This window comes from Pseudomonas sp. IT-347P, from assembly GCF_949768005.1.
In the GTDB taxonomy this organism is placed as follows: Bacteria; Pseudomonadota; Gammaproteobacteria; order Pseudomonadales; family Pseudomonadaceae; genus Aquipseudomonas.
Genome location: NZ_CATKPQ010000059.1, coordinates 138,358 through 161,559, shown reverse-complemented (window position 1 = coordinate 161,559; position 23,202 = coordinate 138,358). Strand labels below are relative to the sequence as shown.

Genomic DNA, 23,202 nt, shown 5'->3' with positions numbered 1-23,202 from the left:
AGTGCCGGTAACTTAACCGGGTGCAGCGGGGCTGATAATCGGTGACCGGCGCTACGCTGTTTTGCGCAGGGCGCAACGGCGCCCGTGCTCATCGGTGATGAACACGGGCGTGGCTCAGGCGGACTGGTTGGAGCGGGTCAGCGGCAGGTTCAGCCAGCGCCGGCCGGTGGCGTTGGCGACGGCGTTGCCAAGGGCGGCGGCCATCGGCCCCTGGACGATTTCAGCAGCGCCGAGGAAGGGTTCTCCCGGCTGGTCGAGCAAATGCACATCGACTTTTTTCGGCAGTTGCGTGAAGCGCAGAATCGGATAACCGCTCCAGTCGTAGCTGCGAATGCCCCCCGCGTCGTAGGCGACTTTTTCGTACAGGGTCCAGCTCGCGGACTGCACGATCCCGCCCTCGACCTGATTGCGCAGACCATCGGGGCTGACGATCTGGCCGACGTCGACCGCCGTCACCACATGATCAATGCGGATCTCGCCGGTCTGCGGATGCACCCGCAGCTTCACGGCAATGGCGCAGTAACCCATGATGTTTTTGTAGCGGGCAAAGGCGAAACCGATACCGGCGCCGGGCTCGCTGCTTTTTTGCGGCCAGCCGATCTCATCACGCACACGCTCCACGACCGCACGGGCACGCGGGTCGCTGAGGTGGGCCAGACGCAACGCGACCGCGTCGATGCCGGCCCTGATCGCCAGTTCATCAATGCTCGCCTCGATGGCGAAGATATTGATGTGCGCACCCAGCGAACGCATGGCCGAGGTGCGAAAGGGCATTTCGGTAACGAAGGTCATGTTGATGCGCGTCGAGTTCAACTCGTACAGCGGCACGGCGTTGCGATCACCATCGCCTTCGGGCTGGGCGATCGGCACCGAGGGCGCCGAGGCGAAGGGCCGCGCAAGCAAGCGTGCCGGCAACAGGCGTCCGGCGTTGACGATGCGTTCGTTGTGCGGCGTGGTCCATAGCTCGTAGGCCCAGTCCTGCAAGCGCCCCTGAGTGAGGCCGGCGTCGACTTCAGTGACCATCGCCGAACTATACGGCTCCCAAAGATTTTCCTGTTCGCGCATCCATTGCACGCGCACCGGCGTACCGGGCACGCGCAACGCGATCAACGCCGCATCGGCGGCGGCGTCATCGGCGCCGTTATGCCCGTAACAGCCTGAACCTTCGGTATGAATACAACGCACCCGCTCAGGTGGCAGACCGAGCATTTCGGCAATGCCGGCGCGTAGCGGGTAGACGCCTTGGGTGTGGGTCCAGACGGTGAGCGTGCCGTCCTTGAACCAGGCTACCGCGCAGGATGGGCCGATCGAGCCATGCATCAGATACTGCTTGGTGACCCGCGCCTGAAAACGCGTGTCGGCCGTGCCGCTGGGCGTGCCGTTGTGGCTGATCGGGTAGCGCCGTGACGGCAGGCGTTTGAGCAGGTCATGAATCTCTGCCGCTTCGGGAATCGCCTCGCCGCCACTCCATTGCGTCACCTCGCTGGCCTTGCGCATGGCCTTGATCGCTTGCCACTCATCACGGGCGACCACTGCCAGATAGTTACCGTCTCGAATCACCTTGACCACGCCAGCCAGCGCTTCGATGGCCGCCGCATCGAGAGCTTGCAGCGTGCAGCCCGGACGAGGCGGGCGGATCACCCGCGCATGCAGCATGCCCGGCAGGCGCATGTCCTGGACGAATGCCGCACCGCCGCTGACTTTCGCCGGAATGTCGAGGCGCGGCAACGAATGGCCGATCAGTTTGAAGTCAGCGGCAGCCATCGTCAGTGACTGCGCTTTGGCGTATTGGTGCACATCGACATGCTTGACCGCCTCGGCGTAACTCATTCGCTGCCCGGCCGGGCCTTCGATCACGCCGTTGTGAGTGCCGAGCAGCGCCGCATCCAGCTGCCAACGGCGCGCGGCGGCCTCGACAAGCATTTCGCGCACCTGCGCGGCGGCGTTATACAACGCGGTACCGCTGTCGAAAATACTGTGGCTGCCGGCGGTGTAGCCTTCATTGGGCGTCAGCGCGGTGTCAGCGGTGAGCAGGTTGATAGCGGTTGCCGGCACCTGCAAGCGTTCGGCGGCAATTTGCAGCAACGCGGTTTTCACCCCGGTACCCAGTTCGACCTTGCCGGTGTAGACGGTGATGCCGTCAGCGCCGATGCGGATCCAGGCGTCGAGAAACGGGTTGGTGCGCAGGCTTCCGGGAAGGTCGGGCGCGAGGACCACGGTGCCGAGCGTATCGACTTCCGTATCCGCCAATACACGTCGCGCGACCGGCATCAAGGTGAACGCCATCAGCAACGCTCCACCGCGCAGGAAGGCGCGCCGACTCGGCTGCAACCCGTTCGACTCACTCATGTCAGGCTCCCGTTATGCCCGGCGACCTGTTTGATCGCCTCGATGATCCGCAAGTGCGTGCCGCAGCGGCACAGGTTACCGGCCATGTGCTCGCGAATGGTTGCCTCATCCGGGTGGCGATTACGCTCAAGCAACGCCTGCGCGCGCATCAGCATGCCGGCAATGCAGTAACCGCATTGCGCGGCCTGCTTCTCTATGAACGCCGCTTGCAGAGGGCCGGGCTTTACCGCGCTGCCGAGGCTTTCCACGGTGCGGATTTTTTTGCCTTCGAGGCCGGCGCAGGGCGTCAGGCAGGCGAACACCGGTTGATCATCGACGATGACCGTGCACGCGCCGCACTGACCGAGACCGCAGCCGTACTTGGCGCCGTTGAGGTTCAAGTGATTGCGCAGCGCATACAGCAACGGCATGTCCGGCTCCAGCTCAAGCGCTTGCGCGGCTCCGTTGACGTTGAGAGTGATCTGGCTCATTTCGTCTCCTGACGTAACGCTTCAATAGTGGAAGAGAGGTCGGCCCACGGCTGATCGGGGCTGGCTTGCTCGCGCAGGTACGCGGCCAGTGCGCCGAGTTGCGCGTTGTCCAGGCTGGCGGCGAACGCCGGCATCACCGGGCCGGGCGATCCGGGCGTGGCGGGCAAACCTTCAAGCACGGTTTTGAGGAAGTTGCGTGAACTGGCCGCTTGCAGCGCCGAGGTGTTTTGCAGGCCCGGGCGACCATCGATAGTGCGCATCGGTGCTGCCGCGCCATGGCAGCCGGCGCAGGCGCTGCTGAAGAGCAGGGCGCCGCTCGCGTGGTCGGCCGCTTCACTGGCGGGGGGCTTCGTTGTCGTCTCTGTCACCGCGCGCGGGTTTTCCAGACTGAGCAGATACTCGGCAATTGCCTCGGCTTCACTGGCGGGGAGGCGGGCCAGGCTCAAGCTGACCGGACGCATCGGCCCCGCGGGCGTGCCGTGACCATCGACGATCTCGGCGCGCAGATAGCCCGCCAGTTGCTCGCGACTCCACGGATTGCCACGTTGGCCCATGCCGACCAGCGCGGGCGCGTGCCAGCCGTCAACGCTGCCGCCCTGCAAATATTCAGAGGATTTTTCCGCGCCGATCAGGTTCAGCGGCGAATGGCAGCCGGCGCAATGGCCCGGGCCGTCGACCAGATAACGCCCGCGATTCCACGCCTCGCTGCGCCCCGCCAGCGGCGTCAGTGGCTCACCGTGCAGGAACAGCAGGTTCCAGAAAGCCACCAGCGGACGAATGTTCATCGGAAAATTCATCTGGTTCTGCTCGGCCGGCGCGTGCACGGCGGGGCCGCTCATCAAGTAGGCATAGGCGTCGGCGATGTCCGCTGCGCTCATGCGCCGGTAGTGCACGTAGGGGAACGCCGGATAGAGGAAATGCCCATCGCGAGCGATGCCCTGACGCATCGCCCGCTCGAAGGCCGGCAGCGACCATTGGCCGATACCGGTTTCTGCGTCCGGGGTGATGTTGGTGCTGTACAGCGTGCCGAACGGCGTCACCAACGGCAGCCCGCCGGCCAGATACTCACCGCCGGGGCGGGTATGGCAGACCGCACAATCGCCGGCTTCGACCACCCGCGCCCCGCGCTGCAACTGCGCGGCAGCGAAGGCCGGCGGGCGCTCGATGGGCGCAATCGCCGGGCGCCACATCAGCCATACAGCGCCGATCAAGCCGAGTACACCGACAGCGGCCACGCTGATCCATAGTGTTCTGGACTTCAGCCAATGGCGGCTCATGGGACAGGAAACAACGCGGCAGGCAATGGCAGAACGGAAAGGGTTCGGGTCATGACAACGCTCCTTGTGACAGCCGGGGACGGGCGCCGAGGGGGACGACGGCGGCAAAGGCCGAAGCGTAGAGAAACCGCTTGCGCGGGAGAATCACCGCCACACGCAACAGCGCGTTGCGTGACAAGCAACGCCCTCGTCAACTTTGCGTGGAAGCACGGTGGTACAAGACGACAGGGGAGCAGTGATGCACAATCATCCGCGTTCCCTTTTGACCGGATCCCGCTTATGGACAAGTTGCTGGCACTGAAGATGTTTGTGGAAACCGTGCGCTGCGGGGGCTATTCCTCGGCGGCGCGCAAACTCGGGATCTCCACGTCGTCGGTGACACGGCAAGTGGCGGGGCTGGAGCACGAGTTGGGCGCGAGCCTGCTCAATCGCACCACGCGCAACACCAGCGTGACCGTTGCCGGCCAGACCTATTTCGAAAAAGCTGTGGCGATTCTTGACGCGATCGACGAAGCCGATGCCGTTGTCGCCGATCGTGGCAGCGAAGCACAGGGCCGTCTGCGCATCAGCGTGCCGGTGGAGTTCGGCCGGCGCCTGATCGCGCCGCACCTGAGTCGCTTGCTCGAGCGGCATCCGGGTCTGGAAATCAGTCTGTCGCTGAGCGATCAGGTCAGTGACCTGCTCAGCGAGCAGATCGATGTTTCGGTGCGACTGGGATCGTCGGTGGTCAGTGAAGACATCGTCAGCAAACGCGTGGGGCATTTTGAACGCTGGGTGGTGGCCAGTCCGGCGTATCTGGCGCGTAGCACGGCGCTCAGTCATCCACGGGATTTGCTGGAGCATCAATGCCTGCGTTTCGATTACGGCGGCACCCACCAGCACTGGACCTTTCAGAATGAAGACGCGCCCATTCAGCTCAATGTCCACGGGCGCCTGCAAAGCAACAACGCCGACATCCTGCGCGAAGCCGCCATCGGTGGCGGCGGGGTGACGCTGCTGGCCGACTGGCTGGTGCGCGACGACGTGGCAGCCGGCCGGCTGACCCGGTTGCTTGAGCAGTACGAGGTCAATCCCGGCAATGCCAGCAGTTGCATCAACGCGTTGTACTTGCCCAATCACCGTGGCTCCAGCCGGATCAATGTGTTTATCGATTTCCTGATGGACATTCTCAGCCCGGCGCCCGCGCCCGCAGCGTGATGTCTGCGGCTCAGCGGCGACCGGTCCGCGTACTCACATCCACCCACACGGCCAACACCAGAATGCTGCCCTTGACGATCATCTGCCAATAGCTGTCGACGTCGAGCATCGACATGCCATTGTCCAGACTGGTGATGACCAGGGCGCCGAGGAGGGCGCCGTACACCGTGCCGGAACCGCCGCGCATGGAGGTGCCGCCGATGAAGCAGGCGGCGATGGCGTCGAGTTCGCCCATGCTCCCGGCCGAAGGTGAACCGGCGGCCAGACGCGCGGTGTTGACCACGCCGGCGAGGGCGCACATTACGCCCATGATCCCGAAGATCCACAGCTTCACGGCCTGCACATTGATCCCGGACAGGCGCGTCGCTTCCATATTGCTGCCCACGGCATACACGCGCCGGCCGAACACGGTCTGACTGGTCACGTAGCTGAACACGCCCAACAGAATCAACAGCAACAAGACCGGCACGGGAATGCCGTCATAGCTGTTCAGTGTCTGCACGAACCCGGCCAGCACGGCGCCGATCACCAACACGCGGACGACATCACGTACCAACGAATGCGCCGCCAGGCCATGAAGGGCGCGATTGCGCCGTTGTTTCCAGGTCAGGAACACGGTCAGCGCGAACAGCACAACGCCCAGGCCGGTGCCGAGCGCGTGGGGCAGGTAACCCTGGCCGATGTAGACAAGCTCCGGCGAGACCGGCGCGATGGTCGTGCCGCCGGTAATCCCTAGCAGAATCCCGCGAAACGCCAGCATGCCGCCCAGGCCGACAATGAACGAAGGGATGCGCAGGTAAGCCGCCATGTAGCCGTTGGCGAGGCCGATCATCAGGCCGCACAGGGCGACCAGACTGAGGTTCGCCAGCAGCGGAATGTGGTAGACCACATCGAGAATGGCCGCGAGGCCACCGAGCAGGCCGAGCAATGAGCCGACCGACAAATCGATCTCGCCGCTGATGATCACCAGCACCATGCCGCAGGCAAGAATCCCGGTAATCGACATTTGCCGCAGCAGATTGGAGAGGTTGCGCGGGGTCAGGAATCCGCCCTCGGTCTGCCAGCTGAAGAACAGCCAGATCAGCACCACGGCAAACACCAGCGCGAGCATTTTGTAGCGGGTGAACAGTTGTTTGACCTGATTCATTTACGCGGTTTTCCGATCATTATTGTTATGACTGCCGGGCTGGCTGAGGGCGGCGGCGAGTACCTGTTCCTGGGTGAGTTCATGGTTGATGAAGTCACCGCGCAACTGGCCTTCGCCGATCACCAGCACGCGGTCGGACACGCCGAGCACTTCGGCCAGCTCCGACGAAACCATGATGATCGACACGCCGGCGGCCGCCAGCGCGCCCATCAATTTGTAGATTTCGTATTTGGCGCCGACGTCCACGCCTCGGGTTGGCTCATCGAGAATCAGCACACGGGGGCGGGCTAGCAGCATCTTCGCCAGCACGGCTTTCTGTTGGTTGCCGCCGGACAGGCTGGTGATTGGCAGGAACGGGCTCGCGGTCTTGAGGTGCAGACGCGAGATTTCCTGATCGATGCTGCCCAGTTCGGCTTCGGCATCGATGCGCGTCAGTTTCGAATAGTTGTCCAGCACGGCGAGGGTGATGTTCTGGCCGACGCCCAGGTCCGGAATGATGCCTTGGCGCTTACGGTCTTCCGGTACCAGACACAGGCCTGCGCGGATTGATTTGAGCGGCGTGCGCGTGTCGATGGGTTGCCCGTCCAGCCAGACTTCGCCCTCGTGGCGGCCAGGGTATGCGCCGAACAGCGCGGTAACCAGCTCGGTACGGCCGGCACCGACCAGCCCGGCGATGCCGAGGATTTCGCCGCGTTTGAGGACGAAAGAAATATCGTCGACCCGTTTGCGCTTGGGGTTGTCGACGTCGTAGCAGGTGATGTGGCGAGCCTCGAAAATGACCTCGCCAACGTCGTGGGGTTCGGTGGGGTAGAGGTTGCTCATTTCCCGCCCGACCATCTGGGTGATGATCTGCGCAATGTCCATGTCGACCATGGCAGTGGTAGCGATGTGTTTACCGTCGCGGATGACCGAAATGGTGTCGCACACGGCGGCCACTTCATCGAGCTTGTGCGAGATGTAGACGCAGGCAACGCCCTTGGCCTTGAGGTCGCGGATGATGTCCAGCAATACCTCGATTTCCGACCGGCTCAAGGCCGACGAAGGCTCGTCGAGGATCAACAGGCGGGCCTTTTTGTTCAGGGCTTTGGCGATTTCCACCAGTTGCTGATAACCGCCGCCGTACTGCGATACCGGCAGCGATACGTTCATGTCCGGCACTTTCAATTCGCGCATCAACGCTTCGGCGCGGTGGATCATCGCCGGGTAATTCATGCGGCCGCCGGGTAACGTCAGTTCATGGCCCATGAAGATGTTTTCGGCCACTGACAGGTCGGGCACCAGCGTCAGTTCCTGGTGAATGATGACGATGCCGGCGGCTTCCGTTTCACTGATCGATTGCGCCCTGAGCGGTTGCCCGTCCCAGAGGATTTCACCGTCCCAGGAGCCATAGGGGTAGACCGCCGAGAGAATCTTCACCAGCGTGGACTTGCCGGCGCCATTCTCGCCGCACAGGCCAACGCATTCACCCGGCCTGACCTTGATGTCGATGCCGTTCAGCGCGTTGACACCGCCGAAGGTTTTGACGATGCCGTTCATTTGCAGCAGATAGTCGGACATGGAGAGGGCTCGTATAACAAGGACTCAGACACCACGAAACCTGTGGGAGCGAACTTGCTCGCGAAAGCGGTGGTTCAGCTGGCATCGATACTGAATGTGCTGCCGTCTTCGCGAGCAAGCTCGCTCCCACAAGGGTTTTCGCATTACCGGAGATTTGTGATGGGTCACTTCCCGGCGATTTGCGCCTTGGTGTAGAAGCCGTCCTGTTCGAGCAGGTCGATGTTGTCCTTGGTCAACGGGGTGGGTGTGAGCAGGATGGTGTCGACTTTTTTGCTGCCGTTGTCGTACTGCGAGCTGAAGGCGGGTTTTTCGTTGCGCGCCAGTTGCACCGAGAGCTTGGCCGCTTCGGAGGCAATCAGTTTCAGCGGCTTGTACACGGTCATGGTTTGCGTGCCGGCGATCACGCGCTTGACTGCGGCAAGGTCGGCGTCCTGCCCCGAAATCGGCACCTTGCCGGCCAGTTGCTGTGCCGCCAGCGCCTGAATGGCGCCGCCTGCCGTGGCGTCGTTGGAGGCAACAATGCCGTCGATTTTGTTGTCGTTGCGGGTCAGGGCGTTTTCAACAATGCTCAGTGCTTCGGTCGGGTTCCATTCCTTCACCCACTGCTGGCCGACGATCTTGATATCGCCCTTGTCGATGGCCGGCTGCAGCACTTTCATCTGGCCTTCACGGAGGATCTTCGCGTTGTTGTCGGTGGGCGCGCCGCCGAGCAGGAAGTAATTGCCCTTGGGCGCCGCTTTCAGCACGCCGCTGGCCTGCATCTCACCGACTTTTTCGTTATCGAAGGAAATATAGGCGTCGACATCGGCGTTGAGAATCAGCCGGTCATAGGACACAACCTTGATCCCGGCTTTCTTCGCTTCGGCTACCGCGTTGGTCAGCACCGTGGCGTTGAACGGCACGATGACGATGACGTCGACGCCTCGGGAAATCAGGTTTTCGATCTGGGAAATCTGCTTCTGCTCGTTGGCATCGGCCGACTGTACGAAAACCTTGGCGTCCATTTTTTCGGCCGCCGCGACGAAATAGTCACGGTCACGCGACCAGCGTTCCAGGCGCAGGTCATCGATGGAGAAGCCGATTTTCGGGTGGGCAGCGTCAGCCATTACCGGCAGTGACAGCAACGCCAGGGCAGTGGCCAACAGCGTGCGTTTTACATTCTTCATATGGGGCGTCCTTTTATTGTTGTTGGAAAGACACGGCCTGACGATGAGTATCGGGCTGGTAAAACTGTAGAGAATCCGCAGGCGCCGCAGGCACAGAATTGTCGTGCAATTGTCACAGCACCGTGGCGCCGGCAGAGTCCCCGTGGCGATCAACGATAGAGGTAGCGGTTAACGATGTTTTCGAGCATTTCCTGGCGGCCGCTGACGGCTTGCGGGTTCAGCTCGTTGGTGAAGGCGTGCTCGGCCAACGATTCAAGGTTGAAGTCACCGGACAGTACCGCCTGCCCGAACGGCTGCTGCCAGCCGGCGTAGCGTTGATCCTTGAGCCGTTGCAGTTCGTCGTTCTGCACCATGGCCGCTGCGCGTTCCAGAGACAGGGCGAGAACGTCCATGGCGCCGACGTGACCATGGAACAGATCGATTTGATCAAGGCTTTGACGGCGCACCTTGGAGTCGAAGTTGAATCCACCATTCTTGAACCCGCCGGCCTTGAGGATTTCATAGGTCGCGAGGGTCATTTCTTCGACGCTGTTGGGGAATTGATCGGTGTCCCAGCCGTTTTGCGGATCACCCCGGTTGGCGTCGATGCTGCCGAAAATCCCCAGCGAGACGGCCGTCGCAATTTCATGATGGAAGCTATGCCCGGCCAGCGTCGCGTGGTTGGCCTCGATGTTGACCTTGATTTCGTGCTCCAGCCCGAACTGCTGAAGAAAGCCGAACACGGTGGCGCTGTCGTAATCGTATTGATGCTTGGTCGGCTCCTGTGGTTTGGGTTCGATCAGCAGATCGCCGGTGAAACCGATCTTGTGCTTGTGCTCGACCACCATACGCATAAAGCGCCCCAGCTGTTCGCGTTCGCGTTTCAGGTCAGTGTTGAGCAGGGTTTCGTAGCCTTCGCGACCACCCCATAGCACGTAGTTGGCGCCTTTCAGGCGCTGGGTCGCGTTCATGGCGCTGAACACTTGCGCAGCGGCGCAGGCGAAGATTTCGGGGTCCGGGTTGCTCGCGGCGCCTGCGGCGAAGCGCGGGTTGCTGAAGCAATTGGCGGTGCCCCACAGCAGCTTTATTCCGCTGGCTTCCTGGTGTTGCTCCAGGTGATCAACCATCTGCGCGAAGTGGTTGCGGTACTCCTTCAGAGAGCTGCCTTCCGGGGCGACGTCCGTGTCATGGAAGCAGTAATAATCGATACCCAGTTTGGAGAAAAATTCGAAGGCAGCGGCTGCTTTGCCGATCGCCAACTCCATGGGATCGCCGGCGTGTTGCCAAGGGCGCTTGAACGTCCCCGCGCCGAACACATCGGAACCCGGCCAGACGAACGTATGCCAGTAACAGGCAGCCATGCGCAGGTGTTCGCGCATGGGTTTGCCGAGGATGAGTTTGTCGGCGTCGTAGTGACGAAAGGAGAGGGGAGAATCGCTGTTTGGGCCTTCGAAGCGAATCGGCTCGACATCGGGGAAATACTGCATGGACCTTGTCCTTGTTGTTCTTGGCGGTGTCTCGATACTAGCAACGGCTCCGACCCCGCTGATTATGAAAAACATCAACACGGAGTGCGATTTTGCGTATTGAGCTTCTTCGGCCAGGCGCCTAGTCTGTGCCAGTCGCCTCTGTGACAAGGGGCTCAGAACAAGCATAAAAACAATGAAAACCGTACCGCCTGTTCACCGCATCGCTCTGTTGTTCAACGGCAGCAAGATCTACGACCGTGGGATTATCAGCGGCATCGGCAACTACCTGAGCAGCACCCGTGCTTCCTGGGACCTGTTTCTGGAAGAGGATTTTCTCTGTCGTTTGAAAGGGATCGAGCGCTGGCAGGGTGACGGGATCATTGCCGACTTCGACGATCCGCTGATTGGCGAAGCGCTGGCTGATATTCACTTGCCGGTGGTAGCAGTAGGGGGCTCGTATGAGGATAAACGCGCCTATCCGAAAGCGATTCCGTACGTCGCCACCGATAACAACGCGCTGATCACCTTGGCTTACTCGCACTTGATTGAGGCAGGGTTGCAACGTTTTGCCTGCTTCAGCCTGCCTGAAGCGCAGGCCAATCGTTGGGCGCAGGAGCGGGAAAAGGCCTTTCGCAGACTGATGCAGCGCGACGGCTTGCACGGCGAAATCTACCGCGGCATGGGCACCAGCGCACCGCTGTGGGACAGCGCCGTCGAACAACTGATCGCCTGGTTGCAAAGCCTGCCCAAGCCCATCGGCATCATCGCCGTCAGCGACGCCCGCGCGCGGCAGTTGCTGCAAGCCTGTCTGACTGCCGGGATCGCCGTGCCGGAGCAAGTGGCATTGATCGGCATCGATAATGACCCGCTGACCCGCAGCCTGACGCGAGTGCCGCTGAGCTCGGTCATCCAGGGCACGGAAACCATGGGCCGTACCGCCGCGCAACTACTTCATCAGATGCTGCACGGCATGCCGTCCACCGGCACGCAAATCCTGATCCCGCCCGATGCGGTCAATGTGCAGGTGTCGAGCTTGCACCAACCGTTGGGCAATCCCTACGTCATGCAAGCGCTGCTGTTCATCCGCCAATACGCTTGCCAAGGGATCAAAACCGCGCAGGTGGCGGCTTATGTCGGCGTGTCGCGCTCATCACTCGAAGCGCATTTCCGCGCCGAGCGCGGCTGCAGCGTGCATGACGAGATTCTGCGTTTCAAACTGGCAGCGGCCACCAGCGGTCTGAAAAATACTGACTCAGTGATAGCCGACGTGGCGCGCAGTTGTGGCTTTAAATCTGCGCAGTATTTGCACACGGTGTTTCGACGGGAGTTTGGCTGTACGCCGCGGGAGTATCAGCAAGGGGCAGGGACGCGTTAATGAGGTTAGAGTGGTCATCAATATCTTGATGGTTGCGTGAACAATGAATCGTCCGCTGTTCGTTTCTCTGGATGGGCCTAAAGGCACCGGCAAAACCACGCTGTTGGAGGCCGTTACGCAAGTGCTGAGGGCAGGCAATCGGAAAGTCATCCGGCTTTGCGAAAGGAAAAGCGATCCGTTCAGGGGTGAAACCATGGCCTTGGTGAACACACTTGCGAGAAATCCATCCCAGGATCTGGAATGGGCTGTGTGTCAGCGCCTTGCCGATAGCCGGCGGTGGATCTCCAGCAACGTACTGACGAAGCAACCGTTGGACAGCATTATCCTGATCGATCGCTGGTATCCGTCGGATGCCGCATTTCGCCAAACCATCCCGTTTGCGCAGATTCTTCAGTTGAATATGGAGCGAGACGTGCGAGTGCCGGACCTGCATGTCGGCGTCGTGACAGATGCGGATATTTCATGGGCCCGGGCTGCAACACGATCACGAGGACTGGGCGGCACTGTGATTCAGAAACACGCAGAGCATGTGGCGTGTACAGAAATGTTCGAGAAAGCTGCTGCGGATCACGGTTGGGTTCTATGTCGTAACGAGAGAACGATTGAAGAGGCTACGAGGCAGGTGGTTGCTGAGATCTATAAAGTGCTGGAGTGATTGTGTAGCTATACGGAGCGCATGGCGCAATACATGATTTAACATAATATACATTACACGTAACAAGATGTTTCGAGATTAGCCTCGTTGCCCTGTCGAGATTTGCTAAATATGCAAATAAAGCGCTCTGAAGTGAAATTTTGAAATTTTGGAAAGTAAATCTTTGAAACGGCGGTTTCGTCCCAATTTCAGAAAATCACTTCCGCGCGCTCTGACTCGATCATTTCGAGTTCTCAGAAGTAAACGTGTGAAAAAACGGGAAGTAATCGCGTGAATCGAGCCTTTCGTCTCTCGTTTACGGTTTCACTCGCGGATCATCTGATCGGTAAACATCTTAGTGCTATGGGCTCTGGCGCGGCCATTGTCAGCGCAGTAATGCCTGATTTTACGTCATGCACAGCGAATTCAAAAACATTGCCTTCGATTGGCGTGATCTCACATCGCATGCGAAATCGTCTATTCGTTTGATTTAAGGAATCTTTTTGGTGAGCGTTCGTTCGTTTACGGCATTGCATACATCACAGATCCACCTGTAAACGCGTCGCTGTGTGAAATCTGCAGCGTTCAGCGTGGAGTTAGTGAGCAGATTTCAAGGGCAGCCACTCGTGGAAAACACAAACGTCCATTGCTTTGCTTGCCGGCGCTGACGGTTTGGCAATGCTCCCGTTGCTTTTGAAGACCGTTGAGTTCTTTACTCACAAGTTTGGCAACGAAACCGTTTCGCTTGAATCCCATTGAGCTCTCCGACCTCCAAATATCTTGGGAAGCCGGCCTTACCTGATTGCATAAATAGCTCAGTGGAATGCCCGCCCGACGCCTCTGTTAACCGCTTTTTTGACTTGTTAGCCGCTGTAGCTAACAAGTCAAAAAACGAGTTTACAGAGTAATATTGAATCATGTGTGAACCTTGATTCGTCTAGCACACCTAGGCTTTCAAAGCTCCCAGTTGCCGGAAGGCGCCCTGGCGTATGTCTGCAGAGGTATGTACTCTTGAGGGCGCTCTCGCCGAAAGTGAACACTTAACAATCTCTGCGTGAAATATTCTCTAACTCAACTAAACATTCATTTAGTTGAGTTAGATTCCAAATTGACATTAATTGCACTCGGCAATCATATTAAAGCCAGCACCCTGCCCCGCAAATCTTCGAGTCATAAACACGTATTCCATATGCTAACGCGGCAGATCCCTGAGCAGGTTCTTCATACCCTTGTTCCTCACGAAACGCTTGGATAGGGCCAATGCGGTCGGTACTGCATTTAGATCTACAAAATCCCCTCTCGAGTTGCTAAAAATCGATACCAAAAAGGGCCGTACGGGCCCTTTTGTTTCCAAAATAAATCACTTGGTCAGCCAAGACTCAACGGTCGCAGAGCCATGCTCTGCTTTCCAATCCTTCAGCGTTTTGTGATTACCGCCCTTAGTTTCAACGAATTCTCCAGTGTGCGGATTTTTATATACCTTCAACTGGCGAGGCTTGCGACTTCCGGTTTTGGATTCAGCCGCTGGTGCACGACGACCGGCTTGCGGATCAAGCAGGTTGACCACGTCCTTTAAGCTGTAATCGTATTTTTCGAGCAAATCGCGCAGCTTGGTTTCGAACTCAATTTCTTTCTTGAGACCCGCGTCACCTTTTAAGGCTTCGAGCGCTTGCAACTGTTCGGCGAGGTGTTTTTCAAGCTGGCGAAATTCTGCTAGTTTGGACATGACAGGTCTCGAGTAGATAGGTTACTAAGAGTGTATTGCAGATCTATGATTTGCGCGCGCTTTATGATTTAGCGACTACCGAAATATCCCCCCTTGACCACCTCCATCGTGACCCATCCAGGCACATCCACAAGTGGGATACGCGAGCCATAAAGCGCGGTTCCTTGCACTATGAGTTCGACCACCCCCGGCGTTCAATCCGTTCGCGATCATGAACAGTTTTTGGTAAGCCTAGCCTACTGCATTTTATTTATCCGGCTCTTCTATGCCATGTGGCAATTTGCTGATCGTGCACAAGAAAGTCGCTGAATCATGAACACTCGTTTTGTTACTTGTTGACTGGTACGTGATAGCCGGCGCCGTCGTTGACCGATAGACATCGACGATCTGTTTTCCCTGTGTCTGATGCCAGCCATAAACCGAATACAGCGACGCCGGAATCCAGACAAAAAACAGTAAAATCAGCACGTCCTTTTTCATACTTATCTATGCTTCCCAAGCAAACGGATTAAAAAGGTACCCCCTGCCCCAAATCGTCTTGATGAGCTCTGGATTTCGAGGGTTGTCATTGAGCTTTCCGCGCAATTTACTGATGTGAACATCGACGCTGCGGTTGATCCCGTCGAAAGGAATGCCGCGGATACGGTTGAGGATTTCGTCACGAGAAAAAAGTGTGCCCGCCGCACTGGCCAACAAGGACAGCAGTTCGAACTCCATAGTTGTCAGATCGATCCTTTGATTGGCCAGGCTCACTATCCGGCCGCTGCGATCGATCGACAACTGACCGAATTCAAGGATGTCCAACGCTGTCGGTTGCTTCGTGGGTATATGGCGTCGCAGCAGAGCGCGTAATCGAGCCAGGAATACCAATGGTTTGACAGGTTTGATTACATAGTCGTCGGCACCGGATTCCAGGCCGAGAACTTGATCCCTGTCATCTCCCTTGGCAGTCAAAATGATGATGGGGATATCGGAAACATCACGAATCCGACGGCACAGGTGCAGTCCGTTCTGATCCGGCAGCAGAAGCTCAAGTACGACGATTTGTGGCTTGAGTTCAACGACGGCCGCCAATGCCTCGTCGCCCCGGCGGACAACCTGCACTGCAAAACCATGCCGGGCCAGAAATTTAGTGATGAGTTTCGCCAGCCTCTGATCGTCCTCTACTAGCAGTGTTTTAACGAAACCTGGGTTTTCCATAGAAGCTCAGCATTAAGACCTTGAGTAAGTGTGTGCCGCCTCAGACCCACGGCACGGTTGAACGACCCATCATCAGCAGGGTGATCACCGGGTGCCTTGCCGAAGTGCGTCTGCATAGGCATTCATTAATAATAACATACGTTATGTTAACAATCTCGAACTGTCGCACTCCCAACGATGCTGTGGCCGAGTGAGCAAATACGGGCTGAAACCCTCGCATGTCTGATTCTGACGGCGCCGTTGCTGGTGTGTGATCGTCTTCCAAAACCAGCAACCGCAATCTGTACGCAATATTAAAATAACGATCGTTGTGTTTAATCTGGTCGCCTGCTAGCATCGAAATCGCCAAGTGGCATTTTCGAGGAGAAAGCTCTCATGCAACTCTCTGTGCGGAAGGCGTTCCTGGAAGACGGGGCCGTCCTGATCAAAGGTTTTCTGAACAAAGATCAATTGGCCGAGTGCCGGGCGGCCTATGACTGGGCTGTCGAGAATCACGGCCCTCATGCGACTCGCATGTTCGACGGAACGGAGCAACAGTCGCACGTCGACAATGCCAACCCCGTCGCCAAGGCCCGTCTCGAAGAACTGGTGACCTCCCTGCCCTTTGGCCAGCTGTTTGCGCAGCTCTGGGGCTCGGAGAACGTGTGGTACTTCGCCGAAGAGGTGTTTCTCAAAGCTGGTGGGCGTGGATCTCGCACGCTTTGGCATCAGGACACGTCTTATCTGCCGTGGGCCGGAAACCACTGGGCCAATGCTTGGATCAGTTTTGAATCAGTGCCGAAGAAAAACGCTTTGGAAATCGTTCGAGGTTCGCACAAAGGACCACGCTACGACGGCACCACGTTTCGAGATCCGAATGATCCGACTCAGCCGCTGCATGGCGGCGATGCATTGCCACGCCTGCCGGACATTGAGGCTTTGCGGCAAAACGATTCCGAGGCATTCGAGATCATTTCGTGGGCCACCGAGCCTGGCGACATCCTCCTGCTGCATCCGGGTTCGCTGCATGGCGGCGCTCCGGTGGATGACGCCTTCCCGGACCGTCACACCTTCGTTTTCCGTTTCTTTGGCGACGACGCCACCTTCCATCCCTTGCCAGAATACAGCGCCGGCGGTTATCCGCAGCAAGGCGTGCTTTTCACTGAAGAGCTGTCGACGTTGAAAGCGGGAGACGCCTTCCGCCACCCAACCTTCCGCCAATTGATATAAGAGGAGCACCGCGATGAGCACTCAAGAACTGCAGCGTCAATCCTTAAACCCTGGCCACACCCAGGCGATCTACGACAACTTCCACTTTTCCCAGGCAACACGCGTCGGCAACATGATCTGGGTGTCCGGCCAGGTCGGTATCGACGAGACCATGGTTCCCGCCGAGGGCATCCAGGCGCAATCCCATCTGGCGTTTCAGTCTTTGCGGACCATCCTCGAAGCTGCGGGCGCGAGTCTGGCCGATGTGGTCGAGCTGATGACGTTTCATACCGATCTGCAGGCCGAAGTGCACGCCTTTGGACAGGTAAAGGACGAATATTTCCCTGAACGTTATCCAGCCTGGACCGCTGTCGGCATTTCCCAGCTGGCAATGCCGGACTTGCGCGTGGAAGTCCGGGCCGTCGCGGTGATTGGCAGCGGTCGACTCTGAACGATTGCATGATCGCGACGTGCCAAGCCAAAATGGCGTTCGCAGCCACTGTCGGCTCAACGCCTTCAACCAACGGAATCACTTTCTCTCATGCATGATGCTCAAGCGCCTTCCACGGATAGTCAGCACTCCATTGACAGTGATTCCGCGCCCGCTCCACGTCGCGGTCGTCCCGTAGGTAATCGTCTGGAAAAACGCGGTGAACTGTTGACCGCAGCCATCGAAGTCATTGCTCAGGAAGGTTATGCCGGAACGTCTCTGCGCAAGGTTGCCAGTCATGCCGGCTGCACCACCGGCGCCGTGACCTATTACTTTGCCAATAAAGAAGAAATGATCACGGCGGCGGCGCAGAGTCTGTTCGACGAGTTTGACCATTTGCTGGATGCCGATCAGGAGAAAGTCGACGTCAGGGCGATGATCGAGCAATGGTTGAACCTGACTCAAGCCAACGACTCGGCGCGTTGGCTGGCCTTGTTTCAGATGCTTGCCCACGCCCGACACGAACCGGTATTTGCCGACGTTATCCAGAAACGTTATTCGCGCTTCCGCGAGGATCTCGCAAGCATTCTGTGTAAGGGACAAACCCAAGGCATCATTCGCAAGGACATTGCTGCCGATCTGCTTGCCGATCAGCTCAGTGCGCTGAGTGACGGCTGGATGATGATGTTGCCAATCGAGCCTGAGCGATTTGAAGCCAAACGCAGCAAGGCTTTGATGGATGCGGTCATCACACTGATTAGCCCCGCTCGCTAAACCCTGCCCTGCCCTCCGGCATCAACAAGTTTCGCTTCATTTGCGCAGCGAACCCTGCTTTGTCGCGCCCGCATTTCACTCAAAACCCACGGTTAATCGACATCGCGCCGATTTCACTTTGCTGAATCCCTGTTCCGTCATATATTCGCATAACATCTGTGATTATAAATAAAAGACGGAGGTGAAGATGAATGCGGATCTCGATGAACTGTCGACGCAATCACGACAGCGACGATTGTTATTGCAAGCGATCGGAGGCGCAGCCCTCGCCGGAGGACTCGGTGTCACCGGTCGTGCGATGGCGCAAACCGAAGCTGTAGATACCTCGATACTGGATGTGGTGATCATTGGCGCCGGGCTTTCCGGGCTCACCTCCGCCAGGGACCTCCAGGCCGCTGGCTGCGAGTCGTTTGCCGTGCTTGAAGCACGCGACCGCGTCGGTGGTCGCACGCTTAACCATGATCTGGGCAATGGCGTGATTTCCGAGGCCGGTGGCCAATGGATCGGCCCGGGGCAAACGTCGATCGCCGACCTGGCCAGACAGCTCGATGTCGCCACCTTCCCCACCTACTACAAGGGCAAGGCGGTGTATCTGATCGACGAGGTCAACATCCAGGAAGATCTCAGCGACGGGCCGAATTCCAATACAGAAGTCGTCGCAAAACTGAACAAGCTCGCCGAAGGCGTCCCCAGCAAAGCGCCGTGGGAAGCCAAGGACGCGGCTGAGCTGGACAAACTGTCGATTGGCCAGTGGCTGGCCGGACAAGGCATCAGCAACGTCGACAAGATCGGCTTCAACATGTCCGTGAGCCTCACCTTCGGTACCACGCCGGCCGGCATGGGACTCCTGCATTACCTGGCGATGATCAACTCGTCGGACTGCCGCCTTGAAAAGCTCGAAGGGGTCCAGGGCGGTGCGCAGGAATCTCGCCTGGCTGGCGGCTCGCAAATTCTCAGTTTGAAGATGGCTCAGGCGCTGGGAGATAAAGTCCGGTTGGCGTGCCCGGTGCGCAAGATTGTCGGTTGGGAACGTGATGTCGTCGAGTTGCACACCGATCAGGGCATCATCCGCACGCGGCAGGTAATTGCTGCGCTGAGTCCGGCGCTGTGCAATCAGATCGTCTTTGATCCGCCCCTGCCATCCGGGCGTGCCGAGCTGCAGCGGCATTGGCCGGCCCATGCACCGATGCGCAAGACCGTGCACGTCTATGAGCGCCCGTTCTGGCGCGACCAAGACCTCAACGGGCAGATTGTGCCAGTGGACGGTCCGCTGATCTGGGCCTTTGACAACTCCCCCGCGGACGGCAGCCTGGGTGTGCTCAGCGGCTTCGTCAGGACCGGCCAATTACCCCATGACCCGAAAACGGCGCAGGACACCCTGTCGGCGATTTACGCCAGCGCCATGGGCGAACAAGCCCTGCACCCGATTCAGTTTCATGATCTGGACTGGGGCAAGATCGACCCGTGGAGTTTGAGTTGTATTTCCCCCATGCCCCCCGGTTTCTGGACGCAATGGGGCGAGTACCTGACGCCGGCGGTCGGTCGCCTGATCTGGTCGGGTACCGAAACTGCGGAGATCTGGGCCGGGGCAATGGACGGTGCGGTCCGCGCTGGACATCGCGCGGCAATGGAAGCGCTGCAGGCGTTGCTTCAAACACGGAGGAACGCCTGATGAAGCGGACTATGGTGTTTGGAGCCATCACCGTGAGCGCAGCGTTGGCCGGATCAATAGCGATTTACGGGCCGGAACTGTGGGCGGGCTATCGTTTCATGCAGGCCGTGGATCAGCGCGACGCTACATACCAGGCCAATGGCGGAGCGTGGCCACAGTTGCAGGACACCTGCGCACTTTGCCATGGCGCCAACGGTCAACCCCGCGACGCTCAATACGTAGCGCTTGCAGGGCAGCCCGCGGCGTACATCGAAAGCCAGTTGCGCGCGTTTTCCGAAGGGCGTCGCCACAATGCCCAGATGCAGCCGCTGGCGGCCAATCTGACCGACGAGCAGATCAAGCGCCTGGCCAGTTATTTTGCCGAACAGCAACCAGGCGTGACTGAAGTCCCGGCGAAGGATGATGCACTGGACCAGCGCGGTCAGCGTGTGGTCGCCGCCAATGGTTGTGCAGCCTGCCACGGCGAAAAACTCTCTGGCGGCCCCCTGGCTCCGCGTATCGCCGGACAAGGGCAGCTTTATCTGAGCGATCAACTGAGCGCTTACAAACGTGGCCAACGCACCGATCCGACGCAGGCCATGAATGCCATGGCGGGCACCCTGTCCGACGAGGACATCAAGGCCGTGGCGCATTATCTGGCCAAGCTGAAGCCTTGATCCTGCCCGGGCAAGGATGCCCACCGCCCTACTCCGCATCCCGCAAAAAAGCCGCCAGAACGGCGGCTTCGAGCACTTCAATTCCCCCTCAGCGCGTTTGCAGAACTGTCATTGCGCCCTTCGCGCGCTCCAGCGCGCAATACGCGTAATACAGGTGCACCAGCAGATAAGCCCAGGTCGTCAGTGCAAGCACGTAGAAGTTGAGCAGCACATTGCTGTCGTCGCCGGGGATCTTGTAGAAGTCGTAGATGCAGGCAATGGTCAGTGAGGCGAGCATGCCAAACATCACACCGATCGCATGCAATGACTCTCCGGCATTTGCCAGGCGTACCGCGAAATATACCAGGTAGACCGAAAACATCACCCACATCAGCACGTAGAAATACGGCAGGAGCGTGACCAGGACCTTGGTAGAGATCAACGCGAGCGTGCCCAACAGAGCGCCGGCAAACATCATGAGCTCCTTGCTCACGGAGGGCTTGTACGCATGCGTTACCGCCATCAGCCCGAGCACGGTAATCAGTGGAATCCCGAAGGCTCTGGAGAACGCGTCGCAGAAGTATGAAATCAGGTACGCATGCTCCGATCCTGTCAGGAAGAAGATCAAGAAGTTTGTCGCGGAAAAGGCAACCACAAACCACTCCAGAGCCAGTAGCAGGTTTCTCTTCTTCAGAAACCTGATGCCAAAGGTCAGACCATTGGCAAGCAGCAAGAAACAGGCAAGGCACAGCACAATATTTCTCGGTTCCATAACGATAGCCTCGGTACAGCTGACAGAAAATTTGATGGGTTAGCGGGATTGAGGAACCAGTGCAGCCAGGTAAGCCGCAATCGCCTGGCGCTCCTGCGCTGACAGCGCCGCTGCCATGGCTTGCATCGCGCCAGTGGGCTCAATGCGCTCGCCGCTGGCAAAAGCGTTGAGCTGGGCCAAAAGGTAGTCCTGGCCTTGTGCAGCCAGGCGCGGGAAGGCGTCGTGGCCCATCAGCTCGGCACCATGACAGGCGGTGCAACCTCGGGTTTTCACCAGTTGTTTGCCCTGATCCTTCAGCCCGTCGTCAGGGCTGACAGCCGCATGAGCAACGACCGATTGCCGGGCGTAGAACTTCGCCAGCAGATCAACTTCATCCGGGCTGAGGGTCATCGCCAGCGGCCCCATGTTGGGCGCAAGCCGTTGCCCGCTCGCGAAGTTGCGCAACTGGGCAGACAGATACGCGGCGGGTTGCCCGGCCAGGCTCGGATACGTCGGGTTCAGCGAGTTACCGTGGCTGCCATGGCAACCGGTGCAGGCATCGGTCAGGTGTGGCCAGTTTCCGCGGTCGGCCTGATAGGCCTCCGTGGAGGTCGTGATGTAAGTCTGCAGCCGATACAGGTCGAGCAGATCACGGCCGAAAACCGCCACCAGCACCGTAATGACCGCGATGACGCCAAGCGCTATGATTTTTTTCATTGCCGCCTCCTATGCCCGACGTAACGCGTTGAGCACCTGCAAGGCGCTGTGGCGTCCGGCGCGCACGGCGCCGTCCATGTAACCTGCCCAGATGTCAGCGGTTTCGGTGCCCGACCAGAACAGGTTGCCGCACGGCGGACGCAGTGCCTCGCCATGTGTCGACCAGAAACCAGGGGGAATCGGCGACACGCATGTGATGGTCCACGGGTCGAAATGCGCCCAGTCGTGATCGTGGTAGGAAACCGGCTCAAGCGCTGCATCCCCCAGGGCGCGTGCATAGATTTCGGTCTGCACACGCTTCGCGGCTTCGGGGTCGGTGGGGGCTGCGGAATTCAGAATGAATGCGTTGATCACGCCGATTTCGCCGTTTGGCGGTGAGTTGTCGTAAGCCCAGATGACTGGCCCGCCGACCTGAATGATGTGACCGTTCAAACCCTTGTCGCGCCAGAAAGGCCGCGGGTAAACCATTGCGGTCTTGCGTGCCGGCGAGTGCGCTGGCCAGGCCCGTTGCAGGGCGGCGCGAGCTTCGGGCAGCGGTGGATCGAATTGCAGGCATTGGCAAAGCGCGGGATGAATCGCCATGATCACCCGGCGCGCGCGGATCTCGCCCTGATCCGTTTGCAGTCTGACGATGTCGCGGTTCCAGTCAGCAATTTTGCGCACCGGGCACGACAAGCGAACCTTGTCGCCCAGCAATTGCGCCATTTTGCTGCTGAGAACCTGTGAACCGCCGACGATCCGCGTGCCTTGCGCGCTGTCCTTGATCGAGTCGAGCCGCATGTATTCGCTGCCGGCCGAATTGATCATCGACAGAAAGTGCAAGAAGCCCATCTTCGCCGGCGTGACACCGCAGGTCAGGAGGAAGCTGGCATTCCACCCTGCGCGGTCTTCCGGCTTGATGTTTTGCTGAGCGAGCCAGTCGCCCGCCGAGAGCTTGTCCAGTTCGGTCACCCTGGGGGATTTCCATGGCGCACCGCACGGCACATCACGCGACAGCTCGCTGAGTTTTGCCGAGACTCTTTCGTCGGTACCGAAGGTGCCTTTCAAATCTACGGCGACACGTCCATCGCCCCCGAGGATCACGGTTTCCCCGTCATAGAAACTGGGAAAGGTGCCGACCTCAAGCTCACGGGCCAGATCCGCTACGGCGGTTTGTCCGGGGCCGATCCACTGACCGCCGGCTTCGGAGATATAGCCGGAACCCAAGTCATGATTGAGGGTGCGGCCGCCGACACGATCACGCGCTTCAAGCACCAGCAGTGACTCACAACCTGCCAGATGCAGATCACGGGCGGCGGTCAAACCAGCCAGGCCGGCACCGATGATCACCACATCAAACACATCGTCCGGACTGTCTTTTTGCAGCGCATCGGCGGCATTGGCCAGGCCAAGGTTCAAACCGATCGATCCCACGGCGGCGGTGGCACCGGCCAGTTTGAGCAATTGTCTTCGCTTCAGATCGGGAGGGGCGTCAGTGCTCATGTTCGAT

Annotated in this window: 20 protein-coding genes; 8 read left to right on the top strand and 12 right to left on the bottom strand. The window is 59.0% G+C overall.

Translation table 11 applies throughout. The features are described from left to right. Positions 1-114 precede the first annotated feature (114 nt). Genes ACM6IV_RS26345 through ACM6IV_RS26335 form a run of 3 tightly spaced genes read right to left on the bottom strand, consistent with a single transcriptional unit; the run spans position 115 to position 4,096 of the window. Positions 115-2,349 (bottom strand): molybdopterin cofactor-binding domain-containing protein, encoded by a 2,235-nt coding sequence (locus ACM6IV_RS26345; protein WP_414872281.1) that lies wholly within the window; start codon positions 2,347-2,349, stop codon positions 115-117. Then, complete coding sequence (locus tag ACM6IV_RS26340) at positions 2,346-2,819, bottom strand: (2Fe-2S)-binding protein (protein WP_093431633.1); 474 nt, start codon at positions 2,817-2,819, stop codon at positions 2,346-2,348. The genes ACM6IV_RS26345 and ACM6IV_RS26340 overlap by 4 nt, the downstream gene beginning before the upstream one ends. Beyond that, positions 2,816-4,096: a c-type cytochrome gene (locus ACM6IV_RS26335; protein WP_414872280.1), complete on the bottom strand. Its 1,281-nt coding sequence runs from the start codon at positions 4,094-4,096 to the stop codon at positions 2,816-2,818. Before ACM6IV_RS26335 ends, ACM6IV_RS26340 begins: the two co-directional genes overlap by 4 nt. Positions 4,097-4,375: 279 nt before the next feature. Between ACM6IV_RS26335 and ACM6IV_RS26330 the strand changes: the two genes are divergently transcribed. After that, a complete protein-coding gene (locus ACM6IV_RS26330; RefSeq protein WP_414872279.1) occupies positions 4,376-5,293 on the top strand; it encodes a LysR family transcriptional regulator in 918 nt (305 codons plus the stop codon). Between the two features lie 10 nt (positions 5,294-5,303). On the opposite strand, the gene ACM6IV_RS26325 is transcribed toward ACM6IV_RS26330, so the two are convergent. From ACM6IV_RS26325 to xylA, 4 genes are all read right to left on the bottom strand, one after another. Then, a complete protein-coding gene (locus tag ACM6IV_RS26325) occupies positions 5,304-6,440 on the bottom strand; it encodes a sugar ABC transporter permease (protein WP_414872278.1) in 1,137 nt (378 codons plus the stop codon). Further along, on the bottom strand, positions 6,441-7,997 hold the full coding sequence (xylG, locus tag ACM6IV_RS26320; RefSeq protein ID WP_414872277.1) for a D-xylose ABC transporter ATP-binding protein: 1,557 nt from the start codon (positions 7,995-7,997) through the stop codon (positions 6,441-6,443). A 164-nt stretch (positions 7,998-8,161) separates the two neighbouring features. Then, on the bottom strand, positions 8,162-9,163 hold the full coding sequence (gene xylF / locus ACM6IV_RS26315) for a D-xylose ABC transporter substrate-binding protein (protein ID WP_102899781.1): 1,002 nt from the start codon (positions 9,161-9,163) through the stop codon (positions 8,162-8,164). A gap of 149 nt (positions 9,164-9,312) precedes the next feature. Next, a complete protein-coding gene (xylA, locus tag ACM6IV_RS26310) occupies positions 9,313-10,629 on the bottom strand; it encodes a xylose isomerase (protein ID WP_414872276.1) in 1,317 nt (438 codons plus the stop codon). Positions 10,630-10,804: 175 nt separating this feature from the next. Here xylA and ACM6IV_RS26305 point away from each other — a divergent pair, with 175 nt between their 5' ends. Then, positions 10,805-11,986: a XylR family transcriptional regulator gene (locus ACM6IV_RS26305; RefSeq protein ID WP_414872275.1), complete on the top strand. Its 1,182-nt coding sequence runs from the start codon at positions 10,805-10,807 to the stop codon at positions 11,984-11,986. Between the two features lie 43 nt (positions 11,987-12,029). Further along, the gene (locus tag ACM6IV_RS26300) at positions 12,030-12,641 is read left to right on the top strand and encodes a dTMP kinase (protein ID WP_414872274.1); all 612 of its coding nucleotides are present in this window, start codon (positions 12,030-12,032) and stop codon (positions 12,639-12,641) included. Positions 12,642-13,980: 1,339 nt separating this feature from the next. On the opposite strand, the gene ACM6IV_RS26295 is transcribed toward ACM6IV_RS26300, so the two are convergent. Next, the gene (locus tag ACM6IV_RS26295; RefSeq protein WP_122607403.1) at positions 13,981-14,346 is read right to left on the bottom strand and encodes a histone-like nucleoid-structuring protein, MvaT/MvaU family; all 366 of its coding nucleotides are present in this window, start codon (positions 14,344-14,346) and stop codon (positions 13,981-13,983) included. Between the two features lie 486 nt (positions 14,347-14,832). Next, positions 14,833-15,546, bottom strand: coding sequence for a winged helix-turn-helix domain-containing protein (locus ACM6IV_RS26290; RefSeq protein ID WP_414872273.1), 714 nt, complete (start codon positions 15,544-15,546; stop codon positions 14,833-14,835). 375 nt (positions 15,547-15,921) lie between these two features. Here ACM6IV_RS26290 and ACM6IV_RS26285 point away from each other — a divergent pair, with 375 nt between their 5' ends. From ACM6IV_RS26285 to ACM6IV_RS26265, 5 genes are all read left to right on the top strand, one after another. Further along, entirely contained in the window at positions 15,922-16,755 is an 834-nt protein-coding gene (locus ACM6IV_RS26285) for a phytanoyl-CoA dioxygenase family protein (RefSeq protein WP_122843979.1), read from the top strand. A gap of 13 nt (positions 16,756-16,768) precedes the next feature. Beyond that, entirely contained in the window at positions 16,769-17,185 is a 417-nt protein-coding gene (locus ACM6IV_RS26280; protein WP_414872272.1) for a RidA family protein, read from the top strand. Positions 17,186-17,275: 90 nt separating this feature from the next. Further along, entirely contained in the window at positions 17,276-17,938 is a 663-nt protein-coding gene (locus ACM6IV_RS26275) for a TetR/AcrR family transcriptional regulator (protein ID WP_414872271.1), read from the top strand. A gap of 187 nt (positions 17,939-18,125) precedes the next feature. Further along, positions 18,126-19,610, top strand: a complete 1,485-nt coding sequence (locus ACM6IV_RS26270; protein WP_414872270.1) for a flavin monoamine oxidase family protein — start codon at positions 18,126-18,128, stop codon at positions 19,608-19,610. Continuing rightward, complete coding sequence (locus ACM6IV_RS26265) at positions 19,610-20,266, top strand: c-type cytochrome (RefSeq protein ID WP_122843982.1); 657 nt, start codon at positions 19,610-19,612, stop codon at positions 20,264-20,266. Before ACM6IV_RS26270 ends, ACM6IV_RS26265 begins: the two co-directional genes overlap by 1 nt. An 88-nt stretch (positions 20,267-20,354) precedes the next feature. Here the strand turns inward: ACM6IV_RS26265 and ACM6IV_RS26260 are convergent, their stop codons facing one another. From ACM6IV_RS26260 to ACM6IV_RS26250, 3 genes are read right to left on the bottom strand one after another with little or no spacing between them, the layout of a single operon-like run. After that, positions 20,355-21,017: a hypothetical protein gene (locus tag ACM6IV_RS26260; RefSeq protein WP_122607410.1), complete on the bottom strand. Its 663-nt coding sequence runs from the start codon at positions 21,015-21,017 to the stop codon at positions 20,355-20,357. A gap of 39 nt (positions 21,018-21,056) precedes the next feature. Continuing rightward, on the bottom strand, positions 21,057-21,713 hold the full coding sequence (locus ACM6IV_RS26255) for a c-type cytochrome (protein ID WP_414872269.1): 657 nt from the start codon (positions 21,711-21,713) through the stop codon (positions 21,057-21,059). A 9-nt stretch (positions 21,714-21,722) separates the two neighbouring features. Further along, on the bottom strand, positions 21,723-23,195 hold the full coding sequence (locus tag ACM6IV_RS26250) for a flavin monoamine oxidase family protein (RefSeq protein ID WP_414872268.1): 1,473 nt from the start codon (positions 23,193-23,195) through the stop codon (positions 21,723-21,725). Positions 23,196-23,202: the final 7 nt, after the last annotated feature.

Bases quoted from the DNA above. Each gene is read 5' to 3' on its own strand.
- ACM6IV_RS26345 (WP_414872281.1), bottom strand. From the start codon at position 2,349: ATGAGTGAGTCGAACGGGTTGCAGCCGAGTCGGCGCGCCTTCCTGCGC.
- ACM6IV_RS26340 (WP_093431633.1), bottom strand. From the start codon at position 2,819: ATGAGCCAGATCACTCTCAACGTCAACGGAGCCGCGCAAGCGCTTGAG.
- ACM6IV_RS26335 (WP_414872280.1), bottom strand. From the start codon at position 4,096: ATGAGCCGCCATTGGCTGAAGTCCAGAACACTATGGATCAGCGTGGCC.
- ACM6IV_RS26330 (WP_414872279.1), top strand. From the start codon at position 4,376: ATGGACAAGTTGCTGGCACTGAAGATGTTTGTGGAAACCGTGCGCTGC.
- ACM6IV_RS26325 (WP_414872278.1), bottom strand. From the start codon at position 6,440: ATGAATCAGGTCAAACAACTGTTCACCCGCTACAAAATGCTCGCGCTG.
- xylG (WP_414872277.1), bottom strand. From the start codon at position 7,997: ATGTCCGACTATCTGCTGCAAATGAACGGCATCGTCAAAACCTTCGGC.
- xylF (WP_102899781.1), bottom strand. From the start codon at position 9,163: ATGAAGAATGTAAAACGCACGCTGTTGGCCACTGCCCTGGCGTTGCTG.
- xylA (WP_414872276.1), bottom strand. From the start codon at position 10,629: ATGCAGTATTTCCCCGATGTCGAGCCGATTCGCTTCGAAGGCCCAAAC.
- ACM6IV_RS26305 (WP_414872275.1), top strand. From the start codon at position 10,805: ATGAAAACCGTACCGCCTGTTCACCGCATCGCTCTGTTGTTCAACGGC.
- ACM6IV_RS26300 (WP_414872274.1), top strand. From the start codon at position 12,030: ATGAATCGTCCGCTGTTCGTTTCTCTGGATGGGCCTAAAGGCACCGGC.
- ACM6IV_RS26295 (WP_122607403.1), bottom strand. From the start codon at position 14,346: ATGTCCAAACTAGCAGAATTTCGCCAGCTTGAAAAACACCTCGCCGAA.
- ACM6IV_RS26290 (WP_414872273.1), bottom strand. From the start codon at position 15,546: ATGGAAAACCCAGGTTTCGTTAAAACACTGCTAGTAGAGGACGATCAG.
- ACM6IV_RS26285 (WP_122843979.1), top strand. From the start codon at position 15,922: ATGCAACTCTCTGTGCGGAAGGCGTTCCTGGAAGACGGGGCCGTCCTG.
- ACM6IV_RS26280 (WP_414872272.1), top strand. From the start codon at position 16,769: ATGAGCACTCAAGAACTGCAGCGTCAATCCTTAAACCCTGGCCACACC.
- ACM6IV_RS26275 (WP_414872271.1), top strand. From the start codon at position 17,276: ATGCATGATGCTCAAGCGCCTTCCACGGATAGTCAGCACTCCATTGAC.
- ACM6IV_RS26270 (WP_414872270.1), top strand. From the start codon at position 18,126: ATGAATGCGGATCTCGATGAACTGTCGACGCAATCACGACAGCGACGA.
- ACM6IV_RS26265 (WP_122843982.1), top strand. From the start codon at position 19,610: ATGAAGCGGACTATGGTGTTTGGAGCCATCACCGTGAGCGCAGCGTTG.
- ACM6IV_RS26260 (WP_122607410.1), bottom strand. From the start codon at position 21,017: ATGGAACCGAGAAATATTGTGCTGTGCCTTGCCTGTTTCTTGCTGCTT.
- ACM6IV_RS26255 (WP_414872269.1), bottom strand. From the start codon at position 21,713: ATGAAAAAAATCATAGCGCTTGGCGTCATCGCGGTCATTACGGTGCTG.
- ACM6IV_RS26250 (WP_414872268.1), bottom strand. From the start codon at position 23,195: ATGAGCACTGACGCCCCTCCCGATCTGAAGCGAAGACAATTGCTCAAA.